Origin of the sequence: Mesorhizobium sp. Primo-A (genome assembly GCF_003997175.1) — a bacterium.
GTDB classification, from domain to species: Bacteria; Pseudomonadota; Alphaproteobacteria; order Rhizobiales; family Rhizobiaceae; genus Mesorhizobium; species Mesorhizobium ciceri.
The window spans coordinates 78,015-95,800 of the sequence record NZ_RZTG01000012.1 but is presented as its reverse complement, the minus strand read 5'-3'; the positions used below and the strand labels follow the sequence as shown (position 1 = coordinate 95,800).

The following is a 17,786-nucleotide window of genomic DNA, read 5'->3' as shown; positions in this document are numbered from 1 at the left end:
ACCGTCTGCCGACGATTGGCGGCTGGCGTCGTCAAAGCGTCGCAGCATGCATCTGTTGGCACGGCAGAGCTCTGCCGTTATTGGAAGAACCATGCTGTTCTGGGTCATAGCCGCCATTCTCACGCTGGGTGCAAGCCTGGCGGTGCTGTTGCCGCTGGCCGCCAGCGCGAAGGGCGCGTCGTCGAGCGGCGAACATGATCTCGAAGTCTATCGCGACCAACTGTCCGAGCTTGACCGCGACGCCGCGCGTGGCTTGATCCAGCCGGCCGAAGCGGCCGAAGCCCGCGCCGAGATCGCTCGCCGCATCCTTCGCCTTGACAATGCGGGTACCGCCGGTGGCGCAAACGCGGGCCGAGCGCCGGCCACCGCAAGGCTGGTGGCAACCGTAGCCGTGCTGGCGGTGCCGCTGGTCAGTTGGGGGCTCTATGTCAAGCTTGGCTCTCCCGACCTGCCGTCACAACCGCTCAGCGAGCGGTTGGCCAAGAATCCCGCCGACAGTTCGGTCGACGAACTGGTGGCGCGGGCCGAAGCCCATCTGGCCGCCAATCCCACCGATGGCAGGGGCTGGGACGTGCTTGCCCCGGTCTATCTGCGCATGCAGCGCTTTTCCGACGCGGCGGATGCCTATCGCAACGCCATTCGGCTTGATGGCGACAGCGCCGTTCGCCAGGCCGGTCTCGGAGAGGCGATCGCCGGCGCGGCAGGCGGCATTGTCTCGGCCGATGCCCAGGATGCTTTCGAGGCAGCCCTGAAGCTCGATCCGGCCAATGCGAAGGCCAGTTTCTACCTGGCCATGGCGTTGGCGCAGGAGGGTCGCGCCAAGGAAGCGACCACGGCATGGCAGGCGATGCTGGGCAGATTGCCGCCGGACTCGCCATGGCGCGGTGCCGTCGAGCAGGCGCTGGCCAAGTCCGGCAACCCCGAAGTGGCTTCTGGCGACGCCGCCAACGGCCCCGATGCCGGCGATATCGACGCCGCATCCTCGATGTCGCCGCAGGATCGGGAAGCCATGATCAACACCATGGTTGCCGGCCTTGACGACAAACTGCGGCAAAATCCGCACGACCCGGAAGGATGGATGCGGCTCGTTCGTTCCTATGTCGTGCTTGGCAAGGCCGATCAGGCGCGTGAGGCGCTCGGTCGCGCCATTGCCGTCTTTGGGGCCGACAGTGACCAGGCGAAGAAGTTCACCGCCTTTGCCGCTTCGCTTGGGCTTGCGGCGACGGAGTAGAACAAGACATGACGCGCAAGCAGAAACGATTGTCGGTGATCGCGGGCGGCCTGGTCTTCCTGGGTGCCGCGACCGGGCTGACTTTCTACGCGCTTGGCCAGAAGGCCTCCTATTTCTACATGCCGGCCGATCTCACCACGGCAAGCGTCCAGCCTGGCCAGCGCATCCGGTTGGGTGGATTGGTCGAAAAAGGCACGATCCAGCGCGGGCAGGGGGCCACGGTCGGCTTTTCGGTCACCGACACGCACAAATCGGTCAAGGTCACCTATACCGGCATCCTGCCCGACCTTTTCCGCGAAGAGCAGGGCGTCATCACCGAGGGTAGTTTCGGCCCGGACGGGGTTTTTGTTGCCGATAGCGTGCTGGCCAAGCATGATGAGCGCTATATGCCCAAGGAGGTTGCGGACGGCCTCAAGGCCAAGGGCGTGTGGCAGGAGAGCAAGAGTGAATAGCTCCGGCAGGAGAGCGACAGTGGATCACGGGCATGGTTGAAACCGGACATTTCGCCCTCGTCCTGGCGTTTGCGCTTTCGCTGGTGCAGACGCTCGTGCCGCTGTTTGGCGCACGCCTGAACAACCAGCGCCTGATGGCCGTCGGGGGTCCGGTCGCGGTGACCGGCTTCGCCTTGACGGCGCTGTCTTTCGCAGCGCTGGCGAGTGCCTATGCGAGCTCCGATTTCTCGGTGGCAAGCGTGTGGGAAAACTCGCATTCCTTGCAGCCGTTGATCTACAAGATCACCGGAACCTGGGGCAATCATGAAGGCTCGATGCTGCTTTGGGTGTTGATCCTGACCTTCTTCGGCGCACTCGTCGCCGCTTTCGGCTCCAACCTGCCGGCGACGCTGCGCGCCAATGTGCTTGCGGTGCAAGGCGCCATCGGCGCCGCCTTCTTCCTGTTCATCCTGGCGACGTCCAATCCGTTCATCCGGCTCAACCCGGCGCCGATCGAAGGCCGCGATCTCAACCCGATCCTGCAGGATCTCGGCCTCGCCATCCACCCGCCGTTCCTCTATCTCGGCTATGTCGGCTTCTCGATCTGTTTTTCCTTCTCGGTCGCCGCTCTCATCGAAGGCCGCATCGACGCGTCCTGGGCGCGCTGGGTGCGGCCGTGGACGCTGGTCGCCTGGATGTTCCTGACCGGCGGCATCGCCATGGGATCGTACTGGGCCTATTATGAACTTGGCTGGGGCGGTTTCTGGTTCTGGGATCCAGTCGAGAACGCGTCTTTCATGCCGTGGCTGGCGGGCACCGCGCTGCTCCATTCGGCCATTGTCATGGAAAAGCGCTCGGCGCTGAAGATCTGGACGCTGCTGCTCGCCATCCTGACCTTTTCGCTGTCGCTGCTCGGCACCTTCCTCGTGCGTTCGGGCGTGCTGACCTCGGTGCATGCCTTTGCAACCGATCCGACCCGGGGCGTGTTTATCCTGTGCATCCTGACGTTGTTTATCGGCGGCTCGCTGGCGCTGTTTGCGCTGCGCGCTTCCCGGTTGACGACCGGCGGCCTGTTCCACCCGATTTCCCGAGAAGGGGCACTCGTCCTCAACAATCTGTTCCTGACCACGGCGACGGCGACCGTGCTTGTCGGCACACTCTATCCGCTCGCTGTCGAAGCCTTTTCAGCCGACAAGATCTCGGTCGGCGCGCCGTTCTTCAATCTCACCTTCGGGCCGCTGATGGTGCCGCTGCTGCTCGTGGTTCCGTTCGGGCCGTTGCTGGCCTGGAAGCGCGGCGATGTCTTCGCCGTCGCGCAGCGCCTGATGGTGGCCTTTGCTGCGGCACTGCTGGCGACGCTGGTCACCGCTCTGTTCATCGACGGCGGCTCGGTGTTCGCAGCCCTGGGCGTAGGCCTTGCCGTCTGGCTGATCCTTGGCGCGCTCACCGATCTCGCCGTCAAATCCGGCTTTCGGACCGTCGCAACGGGGATCATGGTCCGGCGCTTGCTCGGCTTGCCGCGCTCGGTCTTCGGCACAGCCTTCGCTCACCTCGGCCTCGGCCTGACCACGCTCGGCATCGTCGGCACACTTTGCTTCGGCACCGAGAAGATCCTGTCGATGCATGCCGGCGAGACCGTCGAACTGTCCGGCCATACGCTGCGTTTCGTCGGGCTTTATCCGGCCCAGGGACCGAATTACAGCGAGGATCGCGGCCGCTTCGAGCTGATCGGCGTCAGCGGCAGCCCTGTTGGCGAAATCAGCTCCGCCAAGCGGTTTTATCCGGTGCGGCAGATGACGACGACGGAATCCGGCATCAGGACGATCGGTTTCTCGCAGCTCTACATCTCGCTCGGCGACGAGGGCAAAGACGGTTCGGTCGTCGTGCGTTTGTGGTGGAAGCCGCTGGTGACGTTGATCTGGGGCGGTGGCCTGATGATGATGGCGGGCGCGGCGATGTCGCTGATGGACCGGCGCCTGCGCGTCGGCGCGCCGTCGCGACGGCGCAAGCAGGCGAGCGTGGTGCCATCCGCGACCCTGCCATGAACGCACGGCTTTCGCTGACCTCCATTATCCTGCTGCTGGCGCTGTTTTTTGCCGGCACGGCCTTGGCGGTGAAGCCTGACGAGATGCTGCCTGATCCTGCACTTGAGGCGCGGGCTCGGGCGCTTTCGGAAGGCTTGCGCTGCATGGTCTGCCAGAACCAGTCGATCGACGAATCCGATGCCGACCTTGCCCGCGACCTGCGCGTCCTCGTGCGTCAGCGCCTCGTCGCCGGCGACACTGACCAGCAGGTCATGGACTACGTGGTTTCGCGCTATGGCGAGTTCGTGCTGCTCAAGCCGCGTTTCGACCTGCGCAATGCATTGCTGTGGGGCACGCCTGTCCTGCTGTTGCTGGTGGGAGGCGTTTTCATCGTGCTGACCGCGCGGTCGCGTCGCTCGACGGCAACCAATGCGCTGACCACTGAGGAACAGGCGGCGCTGGACAAGATACTAGGCAATTAGCTCGGCCATTCCTCCGAGGGCCAGTCCCGCGACGTGTGAATGACGCGCAGGATAACGACGCACTGACGGCCAGCGATCGGGCGCAACTCATAAGCAATGATGTACGGCGGGCGGCCGATGAACGTCTCATATGTGCCTGTTACCCGGCCTGGCCGGCCCGTCGCCATATCACCAAGGCCTCGGCCCATTTCACGAATACGATCCGCCAGGCGTGCTTGCTGTCATTTATGAAAGCCTTGTGCTGAGTTGTGTACAAGATAGCGCATAGGGCATCGCGGCCAACGGGTTTGTGCGTCTCCCGACCCCAAAACATTACCAAAGTTTCATGTGTCGGAAATGGCGCTGTAATGTGCGCCACTCTAATTCTCTTGCTTGAGGATGCCCATCAGCAGCGTCCATTTGGAAAGAGGATACGAGATCCATGAATATTGCCCCCCGTTCATATTCCGTCACCCGCAAGCGTCTCATGGCTGCCGTCGCGTCTGTAGCCGTGGCCGGTGCGATCGGCGTCGGTGCGCTGACCAGCGGAACCAGCCCTGTTCTGGCCGATGCCGTGCGCGTCGAGGCGCCGCAGGTACCGGGCTTCGCCGATGTCGTCGAGCGGGTTTCTCCCGCTGTTGTCAGCGTCAAGGTCAAGGCCAAGATCAGCCCGGCCGCCGATGACGGCTCGGACCCGTCCGACGATCAGGATGGCATGAACAACCTGCCCAACAATCCGCAACTGCGCCGCTTCTTCAAGGAATTCCGTGGATTTGGTGATCAGGACGGCCAGGGTGGCGGCAACAGGCGCTTCAGCCATCGCGACCGCAACAACGACCAGCCGCGGCCGGTTGCACAAGGTTCCGGCTTCTTCATCTCGGATGACGGCTATCTCGTCACCAACAACCACGTCGTTTCGGAAGGCTCGGCCTTCACCGTGGTGATGAATGACGGCAAGGAACTCGACGCCAAGCTGATCGGCACCGACCCGCGCACCGATCTCGCCGTGCTCAAGGTCGATGGCGTCGGCAAGTTTACCTATGTCGACTTCGCCGATGACTCCAAGGTTCGCGTCGGCGACTGGGTGGTGGCCGTCGGCAATCCGTTCGGCCTTGGTGGCACCGTCACCGCCGGCATCGTCTCCGCCCGCGGCCGCGACATCGGCGCTGGCCCTTATGACGACTTCATCCAGATCGACGCATCGGTCAACCGCGGCAATTCTGGCGGCCCGACCTTCAACCTCAACGGCCAGGTCGTCGGCATCAACACCGCGATCTTCTCGCCGTCCGGCGGCAGCGTCGGCATCGCCTTCGACATTCCCGCTTCGACCGCCAAGCAGGTCGTTCAGGACCTGATGAAGAGCGGTTCCGTTCAGCGCGGCTGGCTCGGTGTCGAAATCCAGCCGGTCACCTCCGACATCGCTGAGTCGCTTGGTCTGAAGTCCAACAACGGCGCACTGGTTTCCAGTGCCCAGGACGATGGTCCCGGCAAGAAGGCGGGCATCACGGCCGGTGACGTGATCACCCAGGTCAACGGCAAGGACGTCGCTTCGCCGAAGGAACTGGCACGGCTGATCGGCGCCTACTCGCCTGGCAAATCGGTTGACGTCACCGTGTGGCGCGACGGCAAGAGCCAGACGGTCAAGGTCGATCTCGGCAAACTGCCCTCGAGCGACAAGCAGGCCTCTGTCGACCAGTCGCAGCCTGCCGCTCCGGCAAAGCCCGACACGCTGGCCGATCTCGGCCTGACCGTCACCAAGTCCGAAAACGGCAAGGGGCTGGTGGTGACCGACGTCGATCCCGACAGCGATGCTGCCGATCGCGGCATCCAGCCGGGCGACGTCATCACATCGGTCAATTCGACCGAAGTGAACGGCACCGACGACGTCACCAAGGCGATGACCGAAGCGGTCAAATCCGGCCGCAAGGCAGTGCTGATGCAGATCACCCGCGACGACACCAATCGTTTCGTCGCGCTGCCCGTCGCCAAGGGCTGAGGTCGGCTCCGGAGCGTTCTCTCGGCCTTCCGAGACGGGTGAGGGCGTTCCGGCGGCAAGTTGGACTTTTCCAGTGCGCCGGTTCAACACCCCCGAGCCGCCGTACGGGAAAGCATGGAGGAGCGCGCGTTAGTCAGTCATCGCGCCTTCCCCCGGCGGCAGCGGGCTTCCCATCGCCCGCTGCCGCACAATTTCAAAAGCGCTTCAACGATCCGATGCCAACGACATCGGCAGCGAGCAGCTTTATCGCGCACTGCTTCGAGCGATCTCGGTCGCGATGCGCTTTGGCAAAGGCCACAATGCAGATGTCTGCCACTCAACCTTCCGGCGAAATCGCGTATAACAGCCCTATGAAGATTCTCGTCATAGAAGACGATCGCGAGGCTGCGGATTACTTGCAGAAAGCCTTTGCCGAGGCCGGTCACACCGCGCATGTCGCCGGTGACGGCGAAACCGGCTTTGCGCTCGCCGACGCCGGCGACTACGACGTGATGGTGATCGACCGGATGATGCCGCGTCGCGACGGCCTGTCGGTCATTGCCGGTCTCAGGTCCAGGGGCAACACGACGCCGGTGCTGATCCTGTCGGCGCTCGGCGAGGTCGATGACCGGGTCACGGGTTTGCGCGCCGGCGGCGACGATTACCTGACAAAGCCCTATGCCTTCTCCGAGCTTCTCGCCCGCGTCGAGGTGCTGAACCGGCGCGCCAGTGCCAAGGAAGCGGAAACCGTCTACCGCGTCGGCGATCTCGAACTCGACAGGCTGTCGCATTCGGTCCGCCGTGCGTCACGCGAGATAACGCTGCAGCCGCGTGAGTTCCGCTTGCTCGAATATCTGATGCGGCATGCCGGCCAGGTGGTGACGCGCACCATGCTGCTGGAAAATGTCTGGGACTACCATTTCGATCCGCAGACCAATGTCATCGACGTCCATGTCTCCCGGCTGCGCGGCAAGATAGAGAAGGGCTTCGACAAGCCCATCCTGCATACGGTTCGCGGCGCCGGCTATATGCTGAAGAGTGGTTAGCTGCGGCATGGCTCTTTCCGTGCCCGCCATCATGAAGACGACGGCAGCGCGGCTTTCGGCGCTCTACTTCCTGCTCTTCGCGCTCTGCGCGGTGGCGCTCGTCTTCTACATGACCTCGCTGTCGGCGCGAATGCTGACCGCGCAGACGCAGGAGACCATCAATGACGAAGTGCTCGGCCTTGCCCGCGCCTATCAGCGCGGTGGCCTGCCGGTACTGGTCCGCGTGGTCGAAGCGCGCTCGCGCCAGCCCGGCGCAAACCTTTACCTGATCGCCGACGCCAACGGCCAGATCCTGACCGGCAACGTGCAGAGCCTCGAACCTGGCGTTCTCGAAACCGAAGGCTGGACCAGCAGTCCGTTCTCTTATCAGCGCTTTGGCGAGGGAGAGCTCGAGCGCCTGCGCAACCTTCCCGCCGAGCAGGGTACCACCACCCAATCCGAGCAGAACGATGCGCAGGCGCAGGGCGAAAAAGGCCACAACGCCATTGCGCTGGTGCTGCGGCTGCCGAACCAGATGATCATGCTGGTCGGCCGCGACCTTGGCGAGCCGGAACGGTTTCGTGCCGTCATCCGCCGTGCGCTGATGCTGGCGCTCGGCATGATGGGGCTGGGCGGATTGCTGATCTGGTTTTTTGTCGGCCGCGCTGCGCTGAAGCGCATCGACAGCGTGTCGGAAGCCAGCCGTCGCATCATGGGCGGCGATCTGTCGGGCAGGCTGCCGGTGACGGGGGTTGGCGACGAGTTCGACCGGCTCTCCGAAAATCTCAATGCCATGCTGGCCAGGATCGCCACGCTGAACGAAGGCTTGAAGCAGGTTTCCGACAACATCGCGCATGATCTGAAGACGCCGCTGACCCGGCTGCGCAACCGGGCCGAAGCGACGCTTTCGGGCAAGCAAAAGCCCACCGACTACCGGCAGGCGCTGGAAGGCACCATCGCCGAGTCGGACCAGTTGATAAAAACCTTCAACGCCATCCTGATGATCTCCCGGCTGGAGGCTGGCTACTCGTCTGAAAATACGAACCGCGTCGATCTTGCGGAAGCCGTACGCGATGTCGTCGAGCTCTATGAGCCGGTGGCGGAAGAGGCGGGCGTGTCGCTGGAAGCAGACGCGCACGAGGCGGTGTCCGTCAACGGCAACCGCGAACTGATCGGTCAGGCGCTGTCGAACATCGTCGACAACGCCATCAAATATTCCACCGGCGCCAATGCCCAGCCGGCGGTGCGCGTCACGCTCGAGCGAACCGGTGCGGACGTTCGCCTGTCGGTTGCCGACAATGGCCACGGCATTCCCGACGATGGCGACCGCGCGCGTGCCACGGAACGTTTCGTGCGGCTGGAGAAGAGCCGTTCGCAACCGGGTTCCGGTCTTGGCCTCAGCCTCGCCAAGGCGGTCATGACATTCCACAATGGCCGGCTTGAACTCTTGCCTGGCAATCCTGGACTATCCGTGGTCATGAGTTTCCCGGTTCGGGAGGATCACTGATGAGCACGACTGCGAGAGCGAAAGATTGGCTGCTGAAGCCGGCGGCCAGGCTTGTTCCGCTGGACGAGGACCGTGCGCGGCTGGAACTGGCCGAGATCGCGTCCGCCGCACGCGAAGAAGGGCTGACGCGGCTGGCCAAGTTTCTGGCCGGCAAAGGGGAGGGCCAGGATTTCCTCGCCGCCGTCTTCGATCTGTCGCCGTTCCTGCGCGATACGGCACGTCGCCGGCCGCAAATCCTGGACGGGCTGTTCGAGCAGACAATCGAGGCTCGGCTGAAAGCGATCGGCGCCGCCATAGACCTGGCGCATTTGGCGGAGACCCTTTCGGAATCCGGCCTGATGATGGAGCTGCGCCAGTGGAAGGCGGAGGCGCATTTCCTCATCGCGCTGGCCGATCTTGCCGGCGAGGCCGAAACGGCGCTGACGGTCCGGCGGTTGAGCGACCTCGCTGACGCCTGTACCCGTGCCGCCGTCGACTTCCTGCTGCGCGACGCGCACGGCCAGGGCAAACTCAAACTGCCGGATGTCGACAACCCGTCGAAACAGTCGGGTTGGATCCTGCTCGGCATGGGCAAGCTCGGGGCACATGAGCTGAATTTTTCCTCGGACATCGATCTGGTGGTTTTCTTCGATCCGGAAGCACCGGCGGTCGTCGACCCGCTCGACGCCACCGAATTGTTTTCGCGGCTGACGCGCCGCCTGGTTCGCATCCTGCAGGACCGCACCGAGCACGGATATGTCTTCCGCACCGATCTGAGGCTGCGCCCCGACCCCGGTTCGACACCGCTGGCGATCCCGGTTGAGGCGGCACTGCGCTACTATGAGGCGCGCGGCCAGAACTGGGAGCGCGCCGCCATGATCAAGGCACGTCCGGTGGCTGGCGATCTGGCCGCGGGCGCTACCTTCCTCAAGGAGCTTCAGCCCTATATCTGGCGCAAATACATGGATTACGCGGCGATTGCCGACGTCCATTCGATCAAGCGTCAGATCCACGCCCACAAGGGCCATGGTGAGATCGCGGTCAAGGGCCACAACGTCAAGCTCGGCCGCGGCGGCATTCGCGAGATCGAGTTCTTCGTCCAGACCCAGCAGCTTATCGCCGGCGGACGCTTCCCTGAACTGCGTGGCCGCGAGACCGTGCCGATGCTCGGCGAGCTTGCGACACGCGGCTGGATCACCACCGAGGCGCGCGATGCGCTCGCCCGCCAGTACTGGTTCCTGCGCCGCGTCGAACATGCCGTGCAGATGGTTGCCGACGAGCAGACCCACACGCTGCCGGAAGATGATGAAGGCTTGGAGCGCATCGCCCGCATGCTCGCCTTTGCCGATGCTTCTGCCTTTTCCCAGGCGTTTCGCGCCTCGTTGCAGCAGGTCGAACGCCACTACGCGGCACTGTTCGAAACAGCACCCGAACTGTCGACAGGCATCGGCAATCTCGTCTTCACCGGCGATGTCGACGATCCCGATACGCTGCAGACCTTGCACGGCCTCGGCTTCCAGCGGCCAAGCGACATCTGCCGCGTCATCCGAGGCTGGCATTTCGGTCGCTATCGCGTCACCCAGTCGGCGGAGGCGCGCGAGCGGCTGACGGAATTGACGCCGGCGCTGCTGCGCTCCTTCGGCCAGACGCGCCGGGCCGACGAAGCGCTGATGCGCTTCGACGAATTTCTCGCCGGCCTGCCGGCCGGCATCCAGCTGTTTTCCCTGCTGCAGTCCAATCCGGCCCTGCTCAAGCTCCTGGCAACGATCATGGGTGCGGCGCCCCGGCTGGCGGCGATCATCACCCGCCGGCCGCATGTCTTCGATGGTCTGCTCGACCCGGCCTTGCTGACGGAGCTACCGGACCGCGCCTATCTGTCGGCACGGCTTTCCGCCTTTGTCGAGGGCGACCGGCTTTATGAGGACGTGCTCGACCGGCTGCGCATTTTTGCTTCCGAGCAGAAATTCCTGATCGGCGTCCGGCTGCTCGCCGGCTCGATCGATCCGGCGCGCGCCGGCCGCGCCTTCTCCGATCTGGCGGATCTCACCATCGAGGCTGCGTTGCAGGCGGTGACGGCCGAATTCGCGGCGCGCCACGGCACCATTGCCGGCGGCGTGGTTGCGCTGCTCGGCATGGGCAAGCTCGGCAGCCGCGAGCTGACCGCCGGATCGGATGTCGACCTGATCCTGCTTTACGACCACGCGCCGGACGCCGAGGAGTCCGATGGCGACAAGCCGCTGGCGCCTTCGCATTACTACACCCGCATGACGCAGCGGCTGATCGCAGCTGTGTCGGCGCCGACGGCGGAGGGCGTGCTCTACGAACTCGACCTGCGCCTGCGGCCATCAGGCAACAAGGGTCCTGTGGCGACCCATATCGATGCCTTCAAGAAATACCAGCGCCAGGAAGCCTGGACCTGGGAGCACATGGCGTTGGCACGCGCGCGCGCCATAGCTGGCGACGCCAGCCTGTGCAGTGAGGTTGAAGCGGAAGTGGCGGCGGTGCTTGGTCAGCCGCGCGACGCCGCAAAGGTGATGGCCGAGGCCTCGGAGATGCGGGCTATGATCGAGAAGGAAAAGCCGCCGCGCGACCTGTGGGACATCAAGCTGATCCCCGGCGGCCTGATCGATCTCGAATTCATCGCCCAAGTCGCTGTCATCACCGGGCAGGTAGGCGCCGGGCCGCGCGTTACCGGTACCGCCGAAATCCTTTCGCGCCTGTCACCGGGCTTCGCCAATGCCGGGGCGAGGCAGGAGCTTTTCGACGCCTATGCGCTCTATCTGGCGCTGACCCAGATGACGCGGCTGTGCCTTACCGGAGCCTTCGAGCGCGACGACGTTCCGCCGGGGCTTTCGGATCTGCTTCTGGCGGTGACCGACCTGCCGGATTTCGGTGTGCTCGAAGCACACCTCAAGGAGACGTCGCAGAAGGTCAGGAAGGATTTCGACCTTTTGCTTCGTGCGGGATGACCGGGAAGCGATCGTCCCTTGGAATCGGGGACGTTTCGTGGTCCTCCAGTCTCATGCAGCTACTCTGTTCGCCGAATCTGCTGCAGCGCCCGGCTTGCGTGAGACTGCAAAATCCGGTCGCGCAGATAGGCATAGAAACGCGGCGGCAGCATGCCATAGTCGAATCGGGACGGTTTGCTCCCCGCGATAGGCCTGAGATCGGGACCCGGCCAGAGGAAATGATTGGTTTCGGTGACGACGATCCATGATGGCGTGTCATCGAGGCCGAGATAGGCTTTGAGGGGCGCAGGTATTTCTACTGCATCGGCAGGATCTGCTGGTGGCGAGTGTGTGACCGGAACGACCGTTATGACTTCACGGCCCTCCACGACCGCGCGGCGACAATGGCGCATGATCGGTTTTTGCGACCTTCTTCGGCACCCTTTTCGTGTTCTCTCACCCAGAGGTAAGAATAGGAAATCACCAGACCCGGGATAGGTTTGGGCAGGCTCACGGTGTCCAGTCTTTGAGCATTGCATCAAGCCCGGCATATTCGCTCGATACGGCGCTTTCGGCGATGGCGTTAAGCGTCTCGTCGTCCAGCTCTTCCACAGGACGGGCGACCCGTCCCTTGACCAAGACCTCGAACATCGCCGCCGACAGGAGTACCGTGTGGGTCCGGCCATTCTTTGTGATTGCGACCGGCGCACGCTGGGCAGCATCCTGAAAACGCCCGACATTCTGCTGGAATTCCGTTGAAGTCACTCGCATGACAAGGCCTTTCTTTTTTATCCAAAATAGATAAAATAGATAACTTTGTCAAAGCGTTTCACCTCGCGTCCACGAGGTGGATCAGGCCTGGGATGGTGATAAAAACTTCACGCTGCAACCTTGACGGCCAGCACGCTCTTCTTCACCGGAATGCGCACCGACACGATAGTGCCGACACCTTCGCTCGACCGGATCTTCAGCGCGCCGCCCTGAAGCTCGGCCAGCGAACGTGAGATGGCAAGGCCAAGGCCGGACCCGGCATGGCTCTTGGAGAACTGGTTCTGCACCTGTTCGAACGGCCGTCCGAGCTTTCCGAGCGCCTCCTTGGGGATGCCGCAGCCATTGTCCTCGATCGTCAGCACCAGCGCGCCGGATGTGTTGCGGGCCCTGACCGATATGTGGCCGCCGTGGCCGGTGAACTTCACCGCATTGGACAAAAGGTTGATGACGATCTGCTTGATCGCACGGCGATCGGCGACCAGCGTCAGCGCATCGGCAATGCGCGTTTCCACGGAGATGGCCTTTTGCGCCGCCTGCAGCGAAACGACGCGTACGGTTTCGCTGATCAGCGGGCCGAGGTCGATCTCTTCCCGGTCCAGAGAGAACTGGCCGGCCTCGATCTTGGACATGTCGAGAATATCGTTGATGACGCCCAGCAGGTACTTGCCGCTGCTGTTGATGTCGGTGGCATATTCCTCGTAGCGCTCCGATCCGAGCGGGCCGAACAGCCCTTGTTCCATCAGTTCGGAGAAGCCGATGATGGCGTTCAGCGGCGTGCGCAACTCATGCGACATGTTGGCCAGGAATTCGGATTTGGCCCGGTTCGCCGCTTCGGCCCGTTCGGTTTCCTTCATGTATTTGCGGTTGAGGTCGACCAGTTCGCGCGAACGCTCCTCTTCGGCCCGCCGCGCGAGGCTGAGATCATGGATCGTTGCCATCAGCCGTCGCTCACTGTCGACCAGCTTCTCCTGGTGCAGCTTGATCTGGGTGATGTCGGAACCGACCGAGACGATGCCGCCGTCCCGGGTCTTCAGTTCGTTGACCTGCAGCCAGCGGCCATCGGCCAACTGCCGCTCGAAAGTGGCGCCGCCCTGCAGGCCGCTGGTGTGGGCAAGCCGCCTTTCGGAAGCAAAGGCCAGCATGCGTTCTTCCAGAGCCGCGCGCGCGGTGCCCGGCATCACGTCGCGGTCCGAAAGCCCGTTGTCCTGCTGGTATTTGGAATTGCACATGATCAGGTGCTGCGTCGAATCCCACAGCACGAAGGATTCGTTGATGTTCTCGATCGCCGTTCTGAGGCGAAGGTCGGCAGCCTCGGAACGCAGCGCCAGATGACGCTGTTCGGTGACGTCGACGGCGATGCCGATCAGCTGGATCTCCGGCGCTTCCGGATCGATGACCTGTGCCCGCGCGCGCATCCAGACCCATTGGCCATCGGCATGGCGCATGCGGAACACCTGATCGATGTGATCGATCTCGCGAGCGACGATTCTGTTGGCGAGCTCGAACAGGTCGCCGTCCTCGGGATGGATGATCTGATCGACCTCGCCGAAGGACAGCATCGTTTCGCAAGGCTTGTAGCCGAGCATGTCGTACATCGAGCGCGACCAGTACATCTTGCCGCGCACCATGTCCCAGTCCCACAGGCCGCAGCGGCCGCGAACCAGCGCCATGTCGATGCGCTGATGCGCTTCGAGGTAGATGCGGTCGGCCGCCTGCGCACGTGCCGCCTGGCCGAAATAGGCATAGAGGATGACGATCAGCACACCGGCCGTCAGCACGAACAGGGTGACGTTCAGCGAAACGGTCTTGCGCCAGGCATCGAAAACCGCGTCCTGTGGCACCAGGGCCGCCGATGCACCCTTTCCGCCATTCGCCAGGCTGACCGCGGCGTACCAATCCCGTCCGTCGATGTTGACGTCCATGACGCCCGCACGATCGCCGAACATGAACAAGGGCTGGCCGCCCTCGACGAGGCCGTCCAGAGAATGGCCCTGCCATGGCATCGAGCGTGGCGTCACCGCGACGATCTTGAAAGCGCTGTCGGTGATGACAAGCACATGGCTGCGGCCCATCGCGCCCTGACGGCTGGTGGTCTCCAGCAGATCCTGTATGGCGCCGGGCACCGTTTCCGAGGTGGTGGCGAGCGAACTGGCCAGCTGGCCCGCCGCCAGCGTCAGGATCGCCTTGGCATTGCGCTCGACATCGTCGCGCTCGTTCATCAGCGACAGCACGCGCAGCGCCGCGATGACGATCAGGAAGGTGATGATGAGGACGGGTATTGATCGGCGCAGCAGCGGCTCGGCGGCCAGAAGCCGCCGGTAGGCCGGTTCGGCGATGAGTCGCGTATTCCCGGCAAGACCGTCGCCGCGCGTCTCACGATGCGCAAAAACCGTCCCTCCGGGCGCGCCCCACGCGTCCGCCTTCGCCATAAATGGCACTCCCCGAATTTGCCTATGCTGCTTGGTGATCCGGCAAACGCCGCACTTCCGAATCGTCAGTAAAGAATCAAAGGTGATTCGCCTTGTCCAGTGGTCCGGCGAAAAAAGATTAAAAATCGACTAAAATAATGGGCTTTCGCTGGCGCAGCGCCTAACGGAAGCCGCTGCTGGCAGGTCCTGGTTGAAATTCACCAGCTTGGCGGCGTGCACGGATCTCCCTTCTGCCACAAGGGGAGAAGGAAGAGAGCGGCTAAGCCAGCGTGCGCTCGACAATATCCCGCAGATCCGCCGACAGGTTTTCGGCGCCGGCGATCGAGAGCAGCGCTTCCCTGGCCTTCGCCTGCCGCAAGGGTTCGAGCGAACGCCAGGATCTGAGCGCCGTCGCCAGCCTTGCCGCCACTTGCGGGTTGCGCTTTTCAACCTCGAGGACGGTTTGAGCAAAGAACCAGTAGCCTTCGCCGTCGGCCCGGTGGAAGCCGGTCTGATTGGCGCTGGAGAAGGTGCCGATCAGCGAGCGCACCCGGTTCGGATTGCCCATCGAGAAGGCCGGGTGGTTGGTCAAGGCCTTCACGGTGTCGACGGTTTGCGGCCCCGGTACGCTGGCCTGGATCTGGAACCATTTGTCCATGATCAGCGGGTCGGACCCGTAGGTCGTCTCGAAAGCCGCCAGCGCCTCGACCGCCTCGGGCGAACCGTGGTGACGATGCGCGAGCACGGCAAGTGCTGCCGCGCGGTCGGTCATGTTGGTCGCGGACTGGAAATGCCCGGCAGCGAGTTCCGCTCCGCCCGGCTGCAGCGACAGATAATCCAGCAGGGTGTTGCGCAAGGCGCGTCGCCCGGCGCTTGCCGCGTCGGGGCTGAACGCTTCTCTGTCGGCAAGGCTGAGGTAGAGGCCCGAAAAAACGTCCCGGTTCGCAGTGCCGATCGCCAGCGCCAGTGCCTCGCGAGCCGCATAGATGGCATCGGGGTCGATGTTCCTGCCGATGTCGCGGGCAATGTCGGCTTCGCCGGGCAGGGCCAGCGCCAATGCCCGATAGGCCGGCTCCAGCGTCTCGTCGCCGGCAATGCTGCCGGCGAGTTCGATCAGCCGCGGCGCAAAGGCCGGCTGCTTGCCGCCGAGGATCTCGCGGAACGCTGATATCAGCGCATCGGTCAACAATGTGTTGAAAGCCTGCCAGCGCGAGAAGGCGTCGCCGTCGTGGCGGGCGAGGAAGAACTGGTCGTCGGCTTTCTGCTCGACGGACAATGTCACCGGCGCCGAAAAGCCGCGGTTGAGCGACACGGCCGGGCGCTCGGTGACGCCTGAAAACCGCACCATGTGGCGACGCTTGCGGATATGGATGACGCCGTCCTCGACGCTGGCGCCCTCGACGCTACTATACGGCACAGGCTTGCCGCCGGCGCCGATCAGCCCGAAAGCGAGCGGGATGTGCATCAGCCGCTTGCGGCTTTCGGAGGGTGTCGGCGGCACCGACTGCTCGATTTCGAGCGTGAACTCCTGCGCGGCCGGATTGTGCGTCGAACTGATCGTCAGGTTCGGCGTTCCCGCCTGATGATACCAGAGCGCGAACTGCGACAGGTCGCGGCCGGACGCATCCTCGAACACCTTGATGAAATCCTCGATCGTCGCCGCGTCACCGTCGTGCCGCTCGAAATAGAGGTCCATGCCGGCGCGAAACACGTCGGCACCGAGAATTGTGCGGATCATGCGCACCACTTCGGAGCCCTTCTCGTAGACCGTCGCGGTGTAGAAATTGTTGATCTCGCGGTAGCGGCGCGGCCGCACCGGATGCGCCAGTGGGCCCTGGTCCTCTGGAAACTGGTGGGCGCGCAAGGTCCGCACCTCGGCAATACGCTTGACCGCGCGCGAGCGCTGGTCGGCGGAGAATTCGTGGTCGCGGAAAACCGTCAGGCCTTCCTTCAGGCAGAGCTGGAACCAGTCGCGGCAAGTGATTCTGTTGCCTGTCCAATTGTGGAAATACTCATGCGCTATGATCGCCTCGATATTGGCGAAATCGGCGTCCGTCGCGGTCTCCCGGTCGGCCAGCACATATTTGTCGTTGAAGATGTTGAGGCCCTTGTTCTCCATCGCGCCCATGTTGAAGTCCGACACGGCGACGATGTTGAAGACGTCGAGATCGTATTCGCGGCCGAACGCCTCCTCGTCCCATTTCATCGACCGCTTCAGGGCGTCCATCGCATAGCCGGCCAGCGTCTCCTTGCCGGGCTCGACATAGATGCCGAGCTCGACCGTGCGGCCGGACAGGGTGACGAAACTGTCCGCGAGCCGGCCGAGATTGCCGGCCACCAATGCGAACAGATAGGACGGCTTGGGGAAAGGGTCGTGCCACACTGCATAATGCCAGCCGTCGCCGAGGTCGCCCTTTTCGAGCGGGTTGCCGTTGGACAGGAGCAGCGGCGCCTCGTCGCGCATTGCCTCCATGCGCACCGTGTAGACGGACAGGATATCGGGACGGTCGAGGAAATAGGTGATGCGGCGAAAGCCCTCGGCTTCGCATTGCGTGCAGTAGACGTGGCTCGAGCGGTAGAGGCCCATCAGGGCTTCGTTGCCCGCCGGCGCCACCTCGGTCTCGATGAGCAACTGGAAGCGCCGCGCCACCGGTGGCTTGAGGATGGTCAACTGGTCGGGCGTCGCCAGCAGATCCGCCGGTTTTACCTTCTTGCCGTCGATCTCGATGTGCTTGAGCGTAAGCCCGTCGCCGTCGAGCACCAACGGAGCCGATGCGGAGACGCCGTCACGGCGCTCTATCGTGAGCACGGCGGTGACACGCGTTGCGTCTGGCGAAAGGCGGAAGGTGAGGTCGGTTTGCGGAATGAGGTAGTCGTTGGGGCGATAGTCTTCGAGCTTGAAGACCTGGCCGGTGTCCGTGCGCATTCCGTGGGTTTTCCTGTCGATTGCGTTGGCGGCGGATTGTGTCCGCTGGTCCAAGAAATTTGAAGTCCGCGCTCTTTACACGAAACGGCCCCTCGACAAA

General features: G+C 63.5%; 12 protein-coding genes and 1 pseudogene. 8 read left to right on the top strand and 5 right to left on the bottom strand.

Annotated elements, in window-relative coordinates; all coding sequences use genetic code 11:
- Positions 1-91 precede the first annotated feature (91 nt).
- From ccmI to EOC83_RS22375, 4 genes are read left to right on the top strand one after another with little or no spacing between them, the layout of a single operon-like run.
- Positions 92-1,231 (top strand): c-type cytochrome biogenesis protein CcmI, encoded by a 1,140-nt coding sequence (gene ccmI / locus EOC83_RS22390; RefSeq protein ID WP_013532636.1) that lies wholly within the window; start codon positions 92-94, stop codon positions 1,229-1,231.
- Positions 1,232-1,239: 8 nt separating this feature from the next.
- Positions 1,240-1,683, top strand: a complete 444-nt coding sequence (gene ccmE / locus EOC83_RS22385; protein ID WP_013532635.1) for a cytochrome c maturation protein CcmE — start codon at positions 1,240-1,242, stop codon at positions 1,681-1,683.
- A gap of 32 nt (positions 1,684-1,715) precedes the next feature.
- Complete coding sequence (locus tag EOC83_RS22380; RefSeq protein WP_013532634.1) at positions 1,716-3,707, top strand: heme lyase CcmF/NrfE family subunit; 1,992 nt, start codon at positions 1,716-1,718, stop codon at positions 3,705-3,707.
- Positions 3,704-4,168, top strand: coding sequence for a cytochrome c-type biogenesis protein (locus EOC83_RS22375; protein ID WP_013532633.1), 465 nt, complete (start codon positions 3,704-3,706; stop codon positions 4,166-4,168). The genes EOC83_RS22380 and EOC83_RS22375 overlap by 4 nt, the downstream gene beginning before the upstream one ends.
- On the opposite strand, the pseudogene EOC83_RS22370 reads toward EOC83_RS22375, so the two are convergent.
- Positions 4,165-4,383, bottom strand: a pseudogene (locus EOC83_RS22370) (type II toxin-antitoxin system RelE/ParE family toxin); the annotation flags it as partial. The gene EOC83_RS22375 and the pseudogene EOC83_RS22370 sit on opposite strands and share 4 nt — an antisense overlap.
- Before the next feature lie 206 nt (positions 4,384-4,589).
- Between EOC83_RS22370 and EOC83_RS22365 the strand changes: the two are divergent.
- The 4 genes from EOC83_RS22365 (at position 4,590) to EOC83_RS22350 (ending at position 11,602) form a co-directional block, all read left to right on the top strand.
- Positions 4,590-6,143, top strand: a complete 1,554-nt coding sequence (locus tag EOC83_RS22365; RefSeq protein ID WP_013532632.1) for a Do family serine endopeptidase — start codon at positions 4,590-4,592, stop codon at positions 6,141-6,143.
- 350 nt (positions 6,144-6,493) lie between these two features.
- Positions 6,494-7,168 (top strand): response regulator transcription factor, encoded by a 675-nt coding sequence (locus EOC83_RS22360; RefSeq protein ID WP_023812818.1) that lies wholly within the window; start codon positions 6,494-6,496, stop codon positions 7,166-7,168.
- Between the two features lie 7 nt (positions 7,169-7,175).
- Complete coding sequence (locus EOC83_RS22355; RefSeq protein WP_013532630.1) at positions 7,176-8,654, top strand: HAMP domain-containing sensor histidine kinase; 1,479 nt, start codon at positions 7,176-7,178, stop codon at positions 8,652-8,654.
- Positions 8,654-11,602: a bifunctional [glutamine synthetase] adenylyltransferase/[glutamine synthetase]-adenylyl-L-tyrosine phosphorylase gene (locus tag EOC83_RS22350; RefSeq protein ID WP_013532629.1), complete on the top strand. Its 2,949-nt coding sequence runs from the start codon at positions 8,654-8,656 to the stop codon at positions 11,600-11,602. Before EOC83_RS22355 ends, EOC83_RS22350 begins: the two co-directional genes overlap by 1 nt.
- Before the next feature lie 59 nt (positions 11,603-11,661).
- On the opposite strand, the gene EOC83_RS22345 is transcribed toward EOC83_RS22350, so the two are convergent.
- The 4 genes from EOC83_RS22345 to pepN all read right to left on the bottom strand — a co-directional run bounded on the left by EOC83_RS22345 (position 11,662) and on the right by pepN (position 17,686).
- Entirely contained in the window at positions 11,662-11,994 is a 333-nt protein-coding gene (locus EOC83_RS22345) for a hypothetical protein (protein ID WP_244514280.1), read from the bottom strand.
- A 97-nt stretch (positions 11,995-12,091) separates the two neighbouring features.
- Complete coding sequence (locus EOC83_RS22340; RefSeq protein WP_013532628.1) at positions 12,092-12,352, bottom strand: type II toxin-antitoxin system prevent-host-death family antitoxin; 261 nt, start codon at positions 12,350-12,352, stop codon at positions 12,092-12,094.
- 107 nt (positions 12,353-12,459) lie between these two features.
- Positions 12,460-14,781 (bottom strand): PAS domain-containing sensor histidine kinase, encoded by a 2,322-nt coding sequence (locus EOC83_RS22335; RefSeq protein ID WP_013532627.1) that lies wholly within the window; start codon positions 14,779-14,781, stop codon positions 12,460-12,462.
- Between the two features lie 259 nt (positions 14,782-15,040).
- Complete coding sequence (pepN, locus tag EOC83_RS22330; protein WP_063167698.1) at positions 15,041-17,686, bottom strand: aminopeptidase N; 2,646 nt, start codon at positions 17,684-17,686, stop codon at positions 15,041-15,043.
- Between the last annotated feature and the right edge of the window lie 100 nt (positions 17,687-17,786).

Coding starts and splice junctions, on each gene's coding strand:
- ccmE (WP_013532635.1), top strand. CDS start 1,240: ATGACGCGCAAGCAGAAACGATTGTCGGTGATCGCGGGCGGCCTGGTC.
- EOC83_RS22345 (WP_244514280.1), bottom strand. CDS start 11,994: ATGCGCCATTGTCGCCGCGCGGTCGTGGAGGGCCGTGAAGTCATAACG.
- EOC83_RS22375 (WP_013532633.1), top strand. CDS start 3,704: ATGAACGCACGGCTTTCGCTGACCTCCATTATCCTGCTGCTGGCGCTG.
- ccmI (WP_013532636.1), top strand. CDS start 92: ATGCTGTTCTGGGTCATAGCCGCCATTCTCACGCTGGGTGCAAGCCTG.
- EOC83_RS22340 (WP_013532628.1), bottom strand. CDS start 12,352: ATGCGAGTGACTTCAACGGAATTCCAGCAGAATGTCGGGCGTTTTCAG.
- EOC83_RS22380 (WP_013532634.1), top strand. CDS start 1,716: ATGGTTGAAACCGGACATTTCGCCCTCGTCCTGGCGTTTGCGCTTTCG.
- EOC83_RS22355 (WP_013532630.1), top strand. CDS start 7,176: ATGGCTCTTTCCGTGCCCGCCATCATGAAGACGACGGCAGCGCGGCTT.
- EOC83_RS22365 (WP_013532632.1), top strand. CDS start 4,590: ATGAATATTGCCCCCCGTTCATATTCCGTCACCCGCAAGCGTCTCATG.
- EOC83_RS22350 (WP_013532629.1), top strand. CDS start 8,654: ATGAGCACGACTGCGAGAGCGAAAGATTGGCTGCTGAAGCCGGCGGCC.
- EOC83_RS22360 (WP_023812818.1), top strand. CDS start 6,494: ATGAAGATTCTCGTCATAGAAGACGATCGCGAGGCTGCGGATTACTTG.
- pepN (WP_063167698.1), bottom strand. CDS start 17,686: ATGCGCACGGACACCGGCCAGGTCTTCAAGCTCGAAGACTATCGCCCC.
- EOC83_RS22335 (WP_013532627.1), bottom strand. CDS start 14,781: ATGGCGAAGGCGGACGCGTGGGGCGCGCCCGGAGGGACGGTTTTTGCG.